This window comes from Mesorhizobium sp. M1A.F.Ca.IN.020.03.2.1 (assembly GCF_004023205.1).
Lineage (GTDB): Bacteria > Pseudomonadota > Alphaproteobacteria > Rhizobiales > Rhizobiaceae > Mesorhizobium.
Window position 1 is genome coordinate 1 of the sequence record NZ_RZSV01000041.1, and the last position, 16916, is coordinate 16916.

Consider the following 16916-nt stretch of genomic DNA (forward strand, 5'->3'; position numbering starts at 1 on the left):
ACTAATGCACAGTGTGTCACAATCTGAATTGGGAGCCTGGGGGGAAATATGGACGAGCCGCGTCTAGGTCTACGCGGCGCTTACGAGGCCTTATTCCGATCGCGCGGATTATCGCTCCCTGATGGGCGCCCACTTTATCGCTACCGATTCAGCCGACAAGAGTTCGAGGGCGTTCGGGAGGTCCTAAAACGCCATGGACCGACCGCGCTGAACGACTCCCATGGTCAGGCTTTGTTCGTTGCTTTCACAGCCGAGTGGTATCGCCGGGAACGCGCCGGGGGGGCTTGGGACTGGATCAGACCCTTAGCTGTCCTTGGAATTCGATATCACGCGAATGATTCGGCCGCCGACGTGCGCTACGCGGTGGTGCGGGAAGCCGCCGAAGCTGGCTTGAAACGGTGGCGACGCCCTCAGCCGACCGACGTGCCGCTCCTCTTCGGCGTAGTGCGCGAGGCGGGTTTTCCAGCTGCTGCCATCAAAGAGGGAACCTTGGGGTTATGGCTGAAGCGCAGCATCTTGGCGATCGAAATGGGCTTCACACCTGCCGAGGCCGTCGCAAGTGAGGCATGGCGGGCGGGCGAAACGCTTGTTCAGGCGCTGGTGGAGCCAGCCGTGGCGCTGTCCACGGTAATCGTTCGTTTCCGTCAACAATTGCCGCCCCTCCACGAACGAAATGACCGAGATCCCGTGCTCCACCTGGATTCTGTGGTGCCTGCTTGGCGCAACGATCTGCCTTTTGACTTGGAGGAAGGCGATTTTCGATCTCTGGTGGAAGACTTGGTCCGGACCCGGCGCGTCGAAGGGGGAGCCCTGGCGGCAAGCCGATTGCTGCGGCGCACCGCCGAAGGGTGGGCGCCGCGGGCCGAACTCACCTTGTCAGGTGAACTCGACGTGGTCCGAACATCTCCCCAATTGCAGGCAGCGATGGAAGGTGCCACTCGGCTGCGCATCTTTCCGCGGGGTGATCTGCCGGGTTTGAACCGGCCCATCGCCGTGCTGGAACAGGTGGAATCAGACGAGGCGACAGCGTGGGAGTCCCGTCCGCTGGTCAAGGCGTTCGAAGTTCCCGCTCGCCTGAACCAGGCAATTAGGTTGGCGGCAGTTGCAGGGGAGACCTTAGTCGAAGAGTTCACCGCGTTTGCCGGCGAGCCGGTAGACGCGCCTGTCCTCCTCTTCCAGCCAGATCCTGGCGTCGATTTTGAGAACGCGCTTGAACTAAGATTCATTGGCAGTTCGCCCTTTCGAAGCACTCGGCCATGGCTGGCTATGGCTGTAACGCAGGAGGCTCGTTCAGCACTGAAGTTCGAACAGCCTCCTTCTGACTTGGGAGACTGCATCCTCGATGGACGCTGTCTTCTGGCCTTCGTCGGGCAAGCTTCGCTCGACCTTGGTGATGGGCGTCTCACGTGGCGTAGCGCGGCCGAGCGCGAGGATACGAAGCGACTGATCCTCACAGGAGAGACTCTACGGCGGGTGCGCGAGACGGTGTTCCTAGGGACGCCAAAGGCTTGGCTTTCGGATGGTCAGCATCACACGCTGGTTTCGTCGGAAGACCTAATTTGGCGGTCGTTGGGGAGAGGCTCGTGGCGTTCTTCGAACAAACACGCGCCCCTGGGCAGGGTCGAGATCGCAATGAGGCGGGGCGGTGAACTGGTCGCTTGGACCTGCGCCGACGTTGCGCCGCGTGAATTGGTGCTATCGGGAGAACCGCGAACCCACTCGTTGAAAATCGAGAATCTGCTCGGGGCCAGCGTTGCGGCGAAGGGCGGTCAGATCCTTCCGATCTCCAGGAATGGTGATGACGCGCGCGTCGATCTTCGACTCCACACCCCAGGCGCGATGCTACACGTGGCGCTGCGATGGGACACCCAACTCGACCTAACGCTCGCTGATCCGATTGCCGAGCCGCTCCTGTTGACCCCGGACATGCGGCCCGCCGTAAGCCGGGCCCAGATTTCGATCGATCGACTGCATGGGTTCCGCCTGTTGGCGCCTGGCGGTCGCGACCTATGGCTGGTGGTTCGGCAGGGCGCAGGACAGCCCGTGCAGGCCACGCGTCGTATCGACGGTCTCGTCCCGCTATCGGCCTTTCAAGACGAATTGCGGGATCTCCTTGGTAGCTTTCCGGACCTCGATGCGGAGGTGCGCCTGAGCTGGGCCGGTCGAGGTGACCACTTCGCCGAGATCGCCTGGTACGACGAAGACCAGCCGCTGGTGGCCGAGAAAGGCATTTCGCCGTTCTCGGGCCTTTCGAGTATCCTTGGTTGGAATCTGGATGCGCTAGCGCTGACGCAGCCTACCGCGAAACTCTCCAACAACCTTCCACGCCTTTCCTTGCAGGAATTGCAGACGCGACTCCTGCAAGAGCTCGGTCCGGGCCCCTGGCTGATCTTCGGGCGAACCAATGACGGGACCTCGCTCAGACCGAAGGTGGTCGCCCAACCACCGGGCGACGACGATCGTGGAAGTGCGCTTCGTCTGGCCTTCAGGATCGCACGACGTGACGCCCGGGACGATGCATTTGCTACAGTGTTAAAGCACCCGGAAGCCTTGAACCGCGCTGATCTCCGCCTCTTGGTCGATCTGAGCGTGGCCGCGCGGGATCGCAACGTGCCCGTGCCGGCGATCGATGCCCTGCGGTCACTTTGCCGTGCCCCCCAGGCGGCTCCGTGGATCCTGTCGACCTGCGACACTCTTGAGGAGCGCGACGCCGTGATCCGGCTACAAAGTGAGTTACCCTTCCTCTGGTGCGCAACGGAAGTCGAGCACTGGGTGTCTGCGTTTCGAACGAGAATTGACGAGTTGGAGCGCCGCCTGGAACGGTTGGAACTACCGACTGCCGACGCAGGGCGCAATGTGGCGGCCGCCCTCGGCCAAATCGCTGATCTGGAGCCCGGGCTAGCGACTCATGCGTGGATCACCTTCCTATTGGTCGCGCCACGAGCAGATTTGGAACCCGGCCTCATCGGAAGGCTATGCCGGCGTCCGAAGGAAACGCTTCGGGAACTCGCCGAAGCGTTCGTGACTCGTCAGAGTGAGCATCGCGAGCCACCGACCGGATTGCATCTCGCGGGGCTCCTGCCAGAGCGACGCGAGCTTTGGGAGCGGTACGACCCAGCCTTCGCGGATTTGATCGCTGCTCCCCTAGTGGCGGCGCGAATGGCGGCCGGCAAACTCCATCAAAACCCGCAGGTTGTCGGACGATGTCGGGCCGCTTGGCTCCACGACCGTCAGCTCTTCGAGAGCGCTCTCGCCGTCGCCCTTGGACGCGAGACTATAGACCCCGGCACCACCCAACGAATGGACCTGTGATGGAAATCGAGAGGCTTCTGGCGCGGCTGCCACGCGATGCTGCAGATGCGATTGTCGGTATGGCTCGACTCCGTTCAGTCGATCTCAATCGGCATCTGCGTGAGGGCTTGGGTGCGCGCGCTGGTCAGCCTAACTCGGCCCTCTCCGAACCGTTTGTCGAAGGCGCTTATCCCTGGTTGCCGTTAGAGGGCGGTTGGGGCGGATTGCCGGCTGGCCTTTTGCACCCAAGAACGCTCGAAGTTCTGCGTGAAGTCGCATACCCGCCCTACACCCACCAGGTGGACGCTTGGAAGCAGCTTTGCGGCGAACGCGCCGCTTCGGTGATCGTGTCGAGCGGCACAGGCTCAGGGAAGACAGAATGCTTTTTGACACCGATTTTGGATGGGCTGGTTCGATCCTCCGATAGCGGTGCAAAACCGCTCGAAGGAGTGCGCGCGCTGATGCTCTATCCGCTCAACGCACTTATCGCCAGCCAGGAGGAGCGGCTGTCAAAGTGGTTCGCCCCCTTCGGCGGAGCGCTGCGCTACTGCCTCTACAATGGCGACACGCCGGAGAGTGTGCGGAGCACCGCCGCGCGTGGGGAACCCTGGAAGGTCGCTGATAGGACGACACTCAGGCGCTCGCCTCCGCCGGTTCTTGTCACCAACGTTACCATGCTGGAGTACATGCTGATCCGGCAGAAGGACGCACCGATCCTGCGGGCGTCACAAGGTACGCTTGACTTCGTGGTACTGGACGAAGCGCACTCATATGTCGGCGCCCAGGCGGCCGAAATTGCTCTCCTACTACGCCGCGTCGCGCTTGCTTTCGGTCGCAAACCCGAAGAGCTCCGATACGTCGCGACCTCAGCGACGATCGGCGGCCCGGACGCCGCCGAGCTACGATCCTTCCTTCGAGATCTGTCAGGCGCACCAGAGCAAAATATTCACGTGGTAAGAGGTGTTAGGGCGTCGCTACCGGCCTCTCCTGCCCTCAATAGCAATCTCATCGAACTTGACGAGATAGCGGGCATGGAACCGCTCCAGGCCGGTGAGATCTTCGCTAAGTCTGCACCGCTAAGGGTCCTGAGGGAGCAGTTCAGAGCCGGCGCCATCGTAGGCTGGAGCGGCTGGAGCGCGCAGGCGCGCCAGATCGGCGGCGCGGACGTAGACCCGAGGCGCCTGCTTGTCGAAGCGTCAAGGGCGAAGGACCCACATTCCGATCCGGCGCTGGCCAGCGCTGGCGGAGACTCAATCCTGCCGGTCCGCCTACACCTCTTCCACCGGACGCTTTCCGGTCTCTGGGCCTGCGTGAACCCGACCTGTCCCGGGCGGCCCGCCGCATCTGAAGCAGCCGACTGGCACTTCGGCGCCGTCTTCCTCGAATCGCGAGAGCATTGCTCACACTGCGGATCGCTCGTGCTCGAATGGGCCTATTGCATTCAATGCGGCGATGGTGCGCTCAAGGCTGAAGAAACTGCCGACGGATCGCATCTTGTGGCCTGGACAGGCGGCACAGGGGACGGTGAGTTCGAGCAAACGCTCGATCGCGACGAAACCTTCGGCGCCGAAGACGACACACAAGACGATGCGCCGCTGACCACATCCCCGGTCGTGAACCGCCGATATTTAGGGGCGCGCGGGGCACGGCCGTCTCCGATAATCCGCTTCGAGCCAAAAACCGGTGCGATCGTCGAGACCGTGGACGGCGCGGGGTTACCAACGACCGCGAGCCGCCACGTAGGTGAGTGTCCATGTTGCGGCTGGGCACCCAAGAAGGTGGACCTCGAGGCCGGCGTGCTTCGATCGCTCGTCGCGGGTGCGCCCTACTTGATGTCTCAGATCACCCCTGGACTCGTCGGGCACCTATCGCCAAAACCTGACGCTGACGAGCCCTTGCCGCTCGACGGCCGGCAACTGATTACCTTCACCGATGCGCGGCAGGGCACGGCCCGACACGCGGCGAACTTGCAGGTGGCATCGGAGCGCGGCTTCGTCCGAAGCTTTCTCTACCACTTTGTGCAGGATCGTCCCGTGCGGGACGACCAGGCCATCGCCGCGATCGAGGCTAAGCTCAAGCGACTGGCCTCCGACGAGCAGGACGGGATCACTCTCAGCCTCATGGCTGACCTTCGGTTGGCGCGAATCAGGCTCGAAGGGGTCGCCACCCCGAAGGCCTGGCGCCAACTTGTCGATCGACTCGCCGCTGAGCCCACAATCAACCGCTTTCTCTCGAATCTCTGGGTCGAGCGCGAAGAGACTTTCTCCGACCCAGCGCGGCTCGCTGAATTCATGCTATATCGGGAGATCATGCGACGGCCCGTCCGCGCCAACAGCGCTGAGACATTGGGCCTTTTGCGCTTGACCATTCCCGGCCTGGACGAGCCCAACGTGGTCGTTCCGGCTTCCGCAACGCGCTTAGGGTTGAATGCAGACGACTGGCGCGACCTCGTGCGCCTTCTCCTTACGCATTTTGTCCGAACTAACGTCATCCTGGATTTCGACGCTAAACGTTGGATGCGTTGGATTGACCGCCGCCAGAGCCACGTGGAAATGGTACCTTTCGAGCCTGCGCTTCCCTCAAGCCGATACGTCCGCTTCTGGCCACACCCCTACGGTCCAAGACCTTCTCGCGTGGTTCGGATGCTTGTCCAGGCGCTTGGTCTCGATCGCGATGATCCAAGCGTTCGGGATGACTTGAACGAACTTCTGCGGGCAGCATGGTCGACGTTGCAAAGGTTCATGACGGTCAGTCCGAATGGCTTCCGGCTACGGCTCGGCGACATGAATGTCACGCCGATCGAAAGGGCCTTCTGGTGCCCCAACACTCGACGTCTGGTGGACACGACCTTCCGCGGACTAAGCCCATACGACAAGCTCGGTGTGCACCCGAAAGCCGAAGCCGTCGACATGCCGACCCTGCCGTTTCCATGGCGCCGTGATGCCCACGGAGGTCGCGTCTCCGATTCAATTCTCGACGACTGGCTAGCGACCGATGAACGTGTCTCGCTCCTGAGGGCCAAGGGGGCCTGGGGCGATCAGCAGGATCGCGCGGCGAGGTTCTCGCCGTGGCTGCGCGCGGCGGAGCACTCCGCTCAGCAACCGAGTTTCCTGCTCCGCGACTACGAAAACGCCTTCAAATCTGGAAAAGTCAACGTCCTTGGCTGCTCGACCACCATGGAGATGGGCGTTGACATTGGAAGCATCGAGGCGGTTCTAAACACCAATGCGCCACCGGCGATCGCTAATTACCGGCAGCGTGTCGGCCGGGCGGGACGGGCGCGTCAGCCGATCGCTCTTGGCCTGACGATTTGCAAGGATCGACCGCTCGACCGACTCGCGTTCGCAGATCCCGGCGCCTTCCTGGCGCGAGAAGCGCCCGCGCCGGTGGTCAGTCTCGAAAGCCCAACCATCGCTCGACGTCACGCCCACGCCCTTCTTCTTGCGCGCTTTCTGGCCACTCAGGGCGCCGAACTTCACAAACTGACGAATGGCGCCTTTTTCGGCCTCGGACTCAGCGCAGAAGTCCTGAATAACTTGCCTTGGCGTCGCTTCCTAGCATGGCTCGACGCCGCCGCTGCAGGTCTCAAGACGATGACATCGGATCTTGAGGAGGTGTTGCGCGGGACCCCCGTGCGACCAGACCCCGACCTCTTCGAAGGTGTCCGGGATACGATCGAGCGCATTCAGTCGGATTTGAGCGCGGAATGGGACGCACTAAGGGGCGATGAGCCGGATGCCGAAACCTCTGTGGTATCCAAGGCGCGGGACTTCCAACGTCGGAGGCTCCAGGGAAATTACCTTTTGGGTGAACTCGCCGGTCGCGGATTCCTACCGTCATATGGCTTCCCGAGCGACGTGGTGTCCTTCGTGACGGAGACTGGGGTCGAGCGACACAAGCGAGAGGACTCTGGCGAGAACCGCTTTAGTTCTCGAGGATACCCATCCCGACAACGCGACATCGCCATATTCGAGTATGCGCCTGGGCGGAGCTTGGTGGTGGACGGTGTCGTGCGAGAGTCCGCGGGCGTCACGCTGAATTGGAAACGTCCCGCCGATAAGGCCGGTGTGCGGGAGGTGCAAAGCCTTCGTCAGATGCGCCATTGTCAGTCCTGCGGCGCGTTACTGTCGGCGCCATCCGCCGTGTCTCCCGGCGCCTGCCCCGATTGCGGCAGCTCTGACTTCAAGATCATGCGATTCCTCGCTCCAGCCGGTTTTGCCGTCGACGCGCGCTACGAAGTTCATGATGACCCCTCGGACACCGGGACTTCAATGCTCGTCGACCCCTGGGTCTCGGCGCGCACTCTGGCTTGGCGCGCTCTCCCGGACCCAAACGTCGGGCGCCTCCGGACCGGCTCGGACGGTCTGGTCTTCTGGTTCAATCCAGGTCCGCACGGCCATGGGTTCGAGGTCTGCCTGCACTGTGGCCGCGCGGAAGCCGAACACCAAGCGGATGGCGCCGGGTCCCTCGCGGGGCACCGTCCACTTCGCGGAGGCCCCCGTGCGGCCGACGAACGCACCTGCACAGGCGCGCCGGAGATCAACCCCTATGCCGTGGCGCGCCATCTACGACTCGGTCACGAAATTCGAACCGACGTCTGCGAAATACAACTCTACGACTGCGCCAGCCGTGAAGTGGCGCTGACGGTGGCTTTGGCGATCAGAGAAGCGGCCGCGCGTCGCCTCGGCGTGGATGCTGACGAGATGGGCTTTGCGGCGCCTCCCGCCATCCATCCTGCCGGCCAGCGCAATTGGACCGCTGCTGTCTTCGACCGGGCGAGCGGAGGCGCCGGCTTCTCTGCCACGATAGCTCGTGATCCCATCGGCATACTTAACGAGGCTAGAGACTTGCTGGACTGCAGCAAGTTGGGCCGTTGTGGCGATCCCGATGCAGTATTCGCCTGCCCTCGCTGCGTGCTCTCGGTTGATAGCCAACATGCGGTCGAAGGCACCGACCGGAGGGCAGCGCATTCCCTACTCACCGCCATTGGACGCAGTCTGGACCTTCCCAAGCGCTTCCGACTGTTCGGACCTGCCACCGAATATGAATCCGCACCTCTCCCCCAAGCACTCTCCGACCGCCTTGGGGACGATGCGTCGAATACACTGGTCGTGTTCATGTCAGGGCCTCCTGCAGAGTGGGAATTGGAGACTTGGCAAATGGCGCCCGTTCTGGAACGCTGGGGCGCTCGCGGGCGCGGGGTGCAGATCGCAGTCGACGCGAGCGCGCTGACCGCTACCGATGCCGTCACGCGTCGGAACGTGGTACTATGGGCTCAGCGCGCACGCGTCGACATCGTAGCGCGAAACGAAGTCGACAACGACGCCTGGCTGGCGGGTGTGGTCTCGACACGTGGGCTAACCGCCTGGGCATCATCGTCTGCATCCGCGAAGGCCGTGGGTATTGGTTGGGGCTCTGTCTCCGATGCTCCGGTGGTACGAGGTGCAACGGCGCTTGCCGCGCCGCGGGAGCGGCTAGATGTATCCGCCCTGCTCTCGGCCGGCGGCAGTGAGGCCATTTTCGAGATTGCTGATGAGCTCGACGGACCAGCCGCGGGTTTCGGTGCCCGGCTCAGGGCGCTGTTGCGCGCGCGCTCGACGGAATTAGCGCAGGTATTCGCTGCCCCGTGTTTGGAGATTCGCTATTCGGACAAGTACCTGTTCAATCCGCTGTCCATCCGTCTCCTGACGGAAGTGGTCGCCGCCTTCAGCGACTATGACACCAACGTCAAAGTGCAGACTCTCGCCGCCAAGACCGGCGGTGGGGCTCGTACAGGACCGTGGTTGCATAGGGATTGGGCCGACCTAGTTACGCGTACGGCGGTTATGGAGCAATCGCTTGTCGAGGTGGTGCCGAAAGTGCAGGTGTCACAAGTCCAATCCGCGCCGCACCGCCGTCGCCTTGAATTTCGAACGCCGCGTGGCTCTGGCACGATCTTCTTTGATCAGGGAATGGGCTCATGGCGAGTTACCGACGAACACCACGATCATGCTAGCTCAATCTCTGAGCAGGTGACGAGCCTTAAACGACCGTTCTCAGTTCTCAACGGTCTAGATGGGACGTTCCTTGCGGTGAGACTTGACTGAGAGTCGACTCCTCAAGGAATGCACGGTTCAGCGTGAATGGCGCGTCCGGCCAACTTTGGCGCCTGAAGGCGGCTGTTTTTGCGACGTTCGCCTATAGCGTCGCAGGCGGCTGCATCCCTAATGAGCACTGAGAACCATGACCTGTGACCATATAGACAACGACGATTATCCCGTTAGTTCACAGCGCAGCAGGATAATGCGTTCGGTACGGCAAAAGGACACGTCGCCCGAGATGAAAGTGCGATCGGCTCTTCATGCCGCCGGTCTGCGATACCGCCTTCATGTTAAGGGCCTCCCGGGAACGCCGGATCTCGTTTTTCCCCGGCGAAAGGTCGTGGTATTCGTTCATGGCTGTTTCTGGCATCGCCATCCGGGCTGCCATCTCGCGACCACGCCAAAGTCCAGGGTCGCGTTCTGGACGGAGAAGTTTAGGCGCAATCGGGAGCGTGACGCCGCTGCTGCGGGCGCACTGCGTTCGCGGGGCTGGGCTGTCGTGGAGGTGTGGGAATGCGAGATAAAGCGTAACGACTACCTGGAGCCGCTCCTACAAATATTGCGACTGGCGATAGATGCGCGGATGAGCCAACCACACCGCCTTCATCGAAGCTTTAACGCTAGTCTCAGACGGAAAACTTCCGAATCCGGAACGCGAGGTGCGGAGGGAGGATGAATTCGAATTCGTCGCCAAGGTGCAGCACCGTGGTGACCTCGAAGTGAAGCTGGCGATGGTGATTTGGACAGACCGTAATGACGTTTTGCGGCCCCAGCACATCAACGCTGAGTGTCGATACCTGCACCACGTGGTGAGCTTCGACATACGGCATACCATCCGGTTTGAAGAACGTGGCCCAAGCCTGACCCAAGACGTCGCAGCCCTGACACCGGTGGTTGTTCGTTAGCTTCACCATTGCTCCGATCGGCCCGCGTTCCACGTATCGGCTAATCCGGTGCTTGATGATCGGAGTAGCATCGCGCGTCAAATCCCACACCGCTTTGCGTATTTCGGGGTTTTGCAGGTCGGGTGCGCTTGCGAGTAGGGGCAGCTGATCAACGTTCGTACTAAAGTCGACAAGTGAGTCGATGAAGGCTTGTGCGGTGGCGGTACCGCCCCGCAACGCCGGTTCTAGAGCACGTCCTGTGATCGATGAATCGATTGTGAAGTGACGGCTGCGTTTTGTGCTGATTCAACGTCCACCTCGATGGAGGTTGACGATGGGAAAAGCATTGAGCGTGGATCTTCGGTCGCGGGTCTTGAAGGCTTCGGACGAGGGCATGTCGGCGCGGCAAGCGGCGGCGCGGTTCGGCGTGGGAGTGTCCAGCGCGATCCGCTGGATTGCGCGGGCGAAGATCGGCGAACTGGCGCCCCGCCCGCAGGGCCGCCGCCGTGCCTCCAGCCTCGATGCGCATGAAGCCTTCGTCGTCGGGCTGATCGAGGAGCGCAAGGACATCACGCTGAACGAGATGGTGGAGCGGCTCGTCGCCGAGCAGTCGGTGCGCATCAGCCGCAGCGCCTTGAGCGCCTGGCTTCGCCGCCACGGCTGGACATTCAAAAAAAGTCCGCGCACGCACTGGAGCAGGATCGCCCCGACATCCTGAAGCGGCGCCGCGACTGGTTCGACGGCCAGCTCGACCTCGATCCGGCGAAGCTCGTGTTCATCGATGAGACCGGCCTCTCCACAAAGATGGCCCGCCTGCGTGGAAGAGCGCCGCGCGGCGAGCGCTGCCGGGCCGGCGTGCCGCATGGCCACTGGAAGACCACAACCTTCACCGGAGCGCTGCGGCTGACGGGCATGACTGCGCCCTTCGTCTACGACGGCGCCATGAACGGCAACGTGTTCCTGGCCTATGTCGAGCAGGTGCTGGTCCCGACATTGTCGGAGGGCGACGTAGTTGTCATGGACAACCTGCCCGCCCACAAGGCCGCCGGCGTGCGCGACGCGATTGAGGCCGCAGGCGCGAGCCTGCTCTACCTGCCGCCTTACAGTCCCGACTTCAACCCGATTGAGAACGCCTTCGCCAAACTCAAGGCGCTGCTGCGAGCAAAGGCCGAGAGAACCATCAAGGCGTTGTGGGACACGGTCGGCGCGGTCGTCGACCTCTTCACCACAGCCGAATGTGCCAACTACTTCAAAGCCGCAGGATATGAACCGGATTAAACAGGACGCGCTCTAGTCTCGGAAGAGAAGGGCGGATGTCGAAAGATACCGCTAGTCGTAACTTTTATTGCCGGTGCCGGCAGATCGACGTTCCGACCTTCCGATCGTTGAAACGCTCCGGCGGATCTGCAATCTGAGTTCGCCGATATCGGAAACGTCGGATAGACGAATGGGATAGTCGGCCGTCTCCAATTTAACTCGACGGTCGTTCGGGTCGAGGTCGGCGAGGGCCTTACTGTCGACCCACGCCCCCTCAAGATTGCCACCGAGCACCGCGAGGCGGGCTAAGATGGTTTCAAGGGTCGCGATATAGTCCGGGTTGTAGGCGGGCTTGCCTCGGGAGACGCCGCCATTCGAGTGAAGCACGATGTCGACCCCGATGGCCGTTTCTTCGACCTCGAACTCTGCGTCCAGTATCTGACCATCCTCACCGAAAGCCGTCAAGACATTTTCCTCACGGCGCCGAGTGTTGGGCGAGCGACGCAGGGTTCCGATTCTCTGCCTCGCTAGCGATCATGCCAAGAATCTGACATCTATGCATCTTGTCGGGACCAAAACCTTATGTCGAACCTTTTACTGCAGTTGGCAGACCCGGACGAAGTGGCTGCGATCGTCGATGATGTGCGCCGGGAGGCTCGGTACGTTGTTACGGACTTTTCCGTCGAACTGGTGGTTTCGAAATTTCGCGATGAGGCCGAGACGGAAGGGGACATCTACGTTCCGGAGTATCAGCGAAGCCTCGCTTGGAACGAGGAGCAAAGCTCCTATTTCATCGAGAGCCTCATCCTCAGGGTCCCAGTTCCTCCGGTATTCCTCTATGACGTCGAGGGGCGCTTGGAGATCGTTGACGGCTCGCAACGGATCCGAAGCCTAGTACGATATTTGCGGGATGGGTTCGCGCTGAGAGGTCTCGAGAAGCTAGACATACTGAACGGATATCATTTCGCCGATTTGCCGCCCTCGGTGCAGCGGCGTCTCAACAACACGCCAATACGTTCGTTCGTCTTGGACCAGGGAACCGACGAAAGCACCCGTGTTGAGCTGTTCAGGCGCCTCAACACATCAGGAAAGCGACTTGAAGACGCCGAAATACGGAAAGGCGTTTACCGCGGTGCCTTCCTCGATCTGGTGATTGAAAGGGCTGCATCAGACCTCTTTAAGAGCTTGACGCCCCATATGGCCAAGGGCGTCGACGCTCGCAGCGAGCGTCAAGAGCTAGTCACGCGCTTTTTCATCTACTGCGACCGCTACCTGGCGTTCCGCCACGATGTCAGGAAATTCCTCGACTCCAACATGGACAAGCTGAACAAGTCCACTGACGAAGCGCGGCTCTCGGAGATGGGCGCCGAATTCGAGCGGACAATGCAGTTTATCCGCATGTACTATCCGAAGGCCTTCTATCGGCCGGATGGAGGGAAACGCGTTCCTCGTGTCCGCTTCGAAGCCATTGCCGTTGGAACGGCGCTCGCCTTACGGAGCGATCCGGCCTTAAGGCCGCCATCGGATGCATGGCTGCGGTCGAAGCAGTTCGAGGAGCTGGTGCGGACGGACGCCAGCAACAGTGCTCCGAAGCTCCGGGGGCGTATCGAATACGTCCGCGACAGCCTGCTCGGCCGTCCGTATGAGCGTTGAGGGACGCTTTCGCGTCCGCGCGCAGGACGTGTCCGAGTACCTAAAGTCTCTGCAGTCGCTGGAGCGTGTTTACAACATACCCGGCCGCAGTTTCTACCGCGCAACGGCGGCGATCACGGCGTCCCGCGCCTCCGCCTTCATCATGATGTACAACTGCATAGAGTTCGGTTCCCGAGAGGCGTTGGTAGGGCTGCGACAGGAGATCCTGGCAGGCGGTGGCGGCTTTATGGCTCTGAAAGACTACTGGCAGGAAGAGATAGCCCGAGCTCACTTCCGCGACCGGCTCACCCAGGGCGCCAACCACGACAGCCTCATCCGCGACGTGGCCAGGTTCGCGCCTGGGGTCGTGGACTGGAAATCAGACCTGCGCCGTCTGCCGTTTTCCGGAAATGTCGACAACGAGGAATTGCTACGCTTCGTCGCGCGGATCGAAAGCCGATGGCGACCACCGCGATCTTGCCTCGGCGGTTCCGACCTGGTCCTTATAAGACAGATGCGCAACACACTTGCTCATGGCGCCGAGACGTTCGAGACCGTCGGTTCCCAATTCAGCACTCAGGACATTACCGAGAAGTTTCGACGGACAAGGATCTTCATGGTCTCGCTCATTAAGGGGCTTGAGCGCTACAAGACAAGGCAGCACTACCGCCGCGTTTAGGCGGGTACTTCTTCGAGACCGCAGTGGGTCGCCAGTGCTTGCGCGAAGTCTTGGTTCTTAGTTAGCCCACTCTTCATGTAGCGGCGAAGAAATCCCTCGGCGGCGCGGACGGATAATGTCTGTGCATCGTTCAAGCCAAAGCTCGCGATCGAGACGCGGCGTTCGTCTGCCGGTCCTTCACCCGCCCCAGGTATGTAGCGTGAAGTCTGCTTAGGGCCACCCCACGCCGCGTTGTGCTGGGAAAGCGTCTCGGTACCGTGTTCCTGATAGGCAAGGCTGTGGGCTTCCGAGGCCACCAGACGTTGTCCGACCCAGGTCGCCACAGGCACGCTCACAGCGTTGCCAACAAGGCGCCAGCGCCCGCGCTCGCCCTTATTGGTGTCGCGGGCAGCCGCCGTCCAGCCAGCGGGGAAACCTTGAAGGCGTTCCGCATCCTCGATGCCAGGCGTCTGAAACAGTCCAGTTTCCACCGTCCAAATAGCAGGCGGTGAAGGTATGCTTAGGCCGGAGCCCCCTTTTAGGGGTGGTACTGCATCAGGGGTCCAACCCACGCCACGATTGCCCTCAGTCCAGTAAAATCCGATGTTGGCCGCCCAATCGCTTGCGGGCGCTACGCGGTCGATACCGTCGAAGAGGAGGTTTCCGGGGTCACCCTCCAACATGCCGACGATGAAAATGCGCCGGCGTCGATGCGGAAGCCCAAATTCCCGAGTGTCCAGCACGCGGTACGCCCAGCGGTAGCCGCGTTCGGCTAGCTCGGCGGTAACGTACCGTACTGCCTTGCCCTTCTGCAGATTTAGGGAGAACGCAACGTTTTCGAGAACTATAGTATTCGGCTTCTTCGGTGTAGCGTCGAGCAACCTGAACACGTGCGACACCAGCCCGGACTGGCTGCCGTCCAAACCAGCCATCCGTCCAGCTTGACTGAGATCCTGGCAAGGCCAGCCACCGACAAGGGCGTCGCACTTGGGAAGACGAGGCATGGCCGTGACATCGTCGACAAGACTGATCTCCGGAAAGCGGCTTCGCAAGACGGCCTGTGCCGCAGAATCCTTTTCGCACATCAGGGACGTCTTTAGGCCCGCTTTGGCGAAACCCACCTCGAATCCACCAATTCCCGAAAATAGGCTTGCGACGGTCTGATTCGACATGAGATTCTCCGAATCCCTTATCAGTTAACAGAGATCCGTTTCAAACTCGAGAAAATAAATCGCAGCTTGGCTAGCGCCAAGCTGGCCAATATGGCTCGATCGCCCATCTGCGCAGGCAGGGCGAAGGTCGTGTTTCAGGAAAGCCGGGGAATTCACTCAGAGTTCAAGGTAGAACTTTCTAGCCGGTTGGCCCGAAAGCAGGCCTGTTGAAGCGTCTGCTTCGGGTCACGTCACGAAGATACTCGCACCGAATTGAAGGTCCGTTATGGAAGATCCGAGGCCCGAAGCTTCCAGTCCGCTATCGGCCCCAAGAATGACGGGCTGCAATGCGCCATATCGGTCGTATAAAGTGCCCCCATCCGTTCCCGAAAGCCGTCGTCTGTTACCTGGCTCGTGAGCTGCCGGCAGTCTATCCGAGGTTTCGTTACAATTGTCGGCGGACATCTCGAACATCGTTGCAATTGACGCACACGGATATCTATTAGATGGCGGTAAATCGGACGGTAGCCGCTATTCTCGAGACGGCGGATTCTGCCATTGAGGGGGATGTACCGGCATGCGACTCATCCAGAACAAGGCGTCCGATGATCATCGGACCGCTGTCGCCCATGTTTTGGAGGGCGCTGAGCAGATCAGCATCGCCGTCGCCTTCCTAAAAGAGGGTGGCGCACGGATCATCGGGCTGCTCCTAGAGGCACGCCTGAAGCAGGGCGCTAAAATTGAAGCTTTCCTCGGTACTGATTTCTACATCACCGAGCCAAAGGCGCTCGCGCATTTGCTCGCAATAAAGAAGCGGTTCGGGGCCTTCGAAATGTTTCTTGCAAACGGCAAGACCGCAACCTTTCACCCGAAGTCCTATGTCGGACGAAGCGAAGGCCAGGTTCGGTGTCTGATCGGGTCAGCGAACCTCACGACCGGCGCCCTGACAACAAACGATGAAATTTCAATCCTGGCGACCGTGAACTCGGACGAACAACTGTCGTCGGATCTGAAAGTCACCTTTGCCGATTTTCGTGAGAGCGGCAGCTTCCAAGAACTCGATGACCTGGTGCTTGGGCAATATGCCTCGCGACACAAAGACGCCGAGCGATTGCGACGCAAACTTGAGAAAGAGCTCGAAGACAACTTCGCCGCACAGTTCGATCTGCGGCGCTTGAATGGCTTCCTCCGCCAGTACCGCGCAGACAAGACCGAACGTTCCGCGCTGGCGAAGCGCCGGACCGATCGGGACAAGGCATTGAAGGTTCAGCAATTGATCGCGGATCTCGGCAACGCGCCGAGGATTTCGAAGGAAATGAGGAGCGTCTTCGCAGAGAATCTAAGCAATCTGATTTCTTCAAGAGAGCCTTATCAACATCTCTGGCATTCCGGCGACATTCATCGACGAGGGTCGGCGGCACTCGATCATCCCAAGAAGACGATCACACTGTTCGCCGCGGGCAGGAAGGCAGCCAAACTCGCGCCAGAACGGGGTTACGAGCAGATGCGTCAGCTAGCGCTCGGTATTCCTGGCGTGGGCGTGAATATGATCACGGCGATTCTCTGCACCTTCGCCCCGAAGCGGTACGCTGTCTTCAACGGCAATACCTCCGGCGCCCTAGCGGCGATCGGCATTGGCGCGCCTCGAAGTCCAACTGTCGCAACGCTGTCGGCCGAACGATACACGCAATTGTGCGCTACCATCGACGCGCTGCGGAGGCGCATCGGTGGCGCTGATTTCACGGACGCCGACGCGTTTCTCAACTGGCTGTATTTCAAGACGAAGCCTTCCAAGCGCGCGCATGAGGGAGGCGCCCCAAAAACCTCACCTTGCGTGTCGCGGCCACGCCAAGTTGTCCGGCAGCACCGCGCCTCTAATCGGCCGTTCAGGCAGAGTTTGCCTTCACCGAAAGCGGGCAGTCCGTTCGAGTGAACCACATGGCCCATAGTGCCCCAATCGAAC

General features: G+C 61.0%; 10 protein-coding genes. 7 read left to right on the top strand and 3 right to left on the bottom strand.

Annotated features, from left to right (window positions below):
* Positions 1-48 precede the first annotated feature (48 nt).
* The 3 genes from EOA79_RS09355 to EOA79_RS09365 all read left to right on the top strand — a co-directional run bounded on the left by EOA79_RS09355 (position 49) and on the right by EOA79_RS09365 (position 10047).
* Positions 49-3312, top strand: coding sequence for an STY4851/ECs_5259 family protein (locus EOA79_RS09355; RefSeq protein WP_206517015.1), 3264 nt, complete (start codon positions 49-51; stop codon positions 3310-3312).
* A complete protein-coding gene (locus tag EOA79_RS09360; RefSeq protein WP_164748266.1) occupies positions 3312-9377 on the top strand; it encodes a DEAD/DEAH box helicase in 6066 nt (2021 codons plus the stop codon). Before EOA79_RS09355 ends, EOA79_RS09360 begins: the two co-directional genes overlap by 1 nt.
* A gap of 136 nt (positions 9378-9513) precedes the next feature.
* A complete protein-coding gene (locus EOA79_RS09365; RefSeq protein WP_091595102.1) occupies positions 9514-10047 on the top strand; it encodes a very short patch repair endonuclease in 534 nt (177 codons plus the stop codon).
* On the opposite strand, the gene EOA79_RS09370 is transcribed toward EOA79_RS09365, so the two are convergent.
* Positions 9998-10492, bottom strand: a complete 495-nt coding sequence (locus tag EOA79_RS09370) for an HNH endonuclease signature motif containing protein (RefSeq protein ID WP_091595100.1) — start codon at positions 10490-10492, stop codon at positions 9998-10000. The genes EOA79_RS09365 and EOA79_RS09370 overlap by 50 nt on opposite strands.
* Before the next feature lie 97 nt (positions 10493-10589).
* On the opposite strand from EOA79_RS09370, the gene EOA79_RS09375 reads away from it, so the two are divergent.
* Positions 10590-11533, top strand: a protein-coding gene (locus tag EOA79_RS09375) for an IS630 family transposase (protein ID WP_164784121.1) whose coding sequence is annotated in 2 segments (ribosomal slippage) — positions 10590-10926 and positions 10926-11533 — 945 coding nt in all. Because the reading frame shifts where the segments join, the coding sequence is not laid out codon by codon here.
* A gap of 51 nt (positions 11534-11584) precedes the next feature.
* Here the strand turns inward: EOA79_RS09375 and EOA79_RS09380 are convergent.
* Positions 11585-11977: a hypothetical protein gene (locus tag EOA79_RS09380; protein WP_091595098.1), complete on the bottom strand. Its 393-nt coding sequence runs from the start codon at positions 11975-11977 to the stop codon at positions 11585-11587.
* 117 nt (positions 11978-12094) lie between these two features.
* Between EOA79_RS09380 and EOA79_RS09385 the strand changes: the two genes are divergently transcribed.
* A complete protein-coding gene (locus EOA79_RS09385) occupies positions 12095-13165 on the top strand; it encodes a DUF262 domain-containing protein (RefSeq protein ID WP_091595096.1) in 1071 nt (356 codons plus the stop codon).
* Positions 13155-13823 carry a hypothetical protein gene (locus tag EOA79_RS09390; RefSeq protein WP_091595094.1) on the top strand — a complete coding sequence of 223 codons (669 nt, stop codon included), beginning with the start codon at positions 13155-13157 and terminating at the stop codon, positions 13821-13823. Before EOA79_RS09385 ends, EOA79_RS09390 begins: the two co-directional genes overlap by 11 nt.
* On the opposite strand, the gene EOA79_RS09395 is transcribed toward EOA79_RS09390, so the two are convergent.
* Positions 13820-14974 carry a DNA cytosine methyltransferase gene (locus EOA79_RS09395; RefSeq protein WP_091595092.1) on the bottom strand — a complete coding sequence of 385 codons (1155 nt, stop codon included), beginning with the start codon at positions 14972-14974 and terminating at the stop codon, positions 13820-13822. The genes EOA79_RS09390 and EOA79_RS09395 overlap by 4 nt on opposite strands.
* Before the next feature lie 556 nt (positions 14975-15530).
* Between EOA79_RS09395 and EOA79_RS09400 the strand changes: the two genes are divergently transcribed.
* The gene (locus EOA79_RS09400; RefSeq protein ID WP_091595090.1) at positions 15531-16886 is read left to right on the top strand and encodes a hypothetical protein; all 1356 of its coding nucleotides are present in this window, start codon (positions 15531-15533) and stop codon (positions 16884-16886) included.
* Positions 16887-16916: the final 30 nt, after the last annotated feature.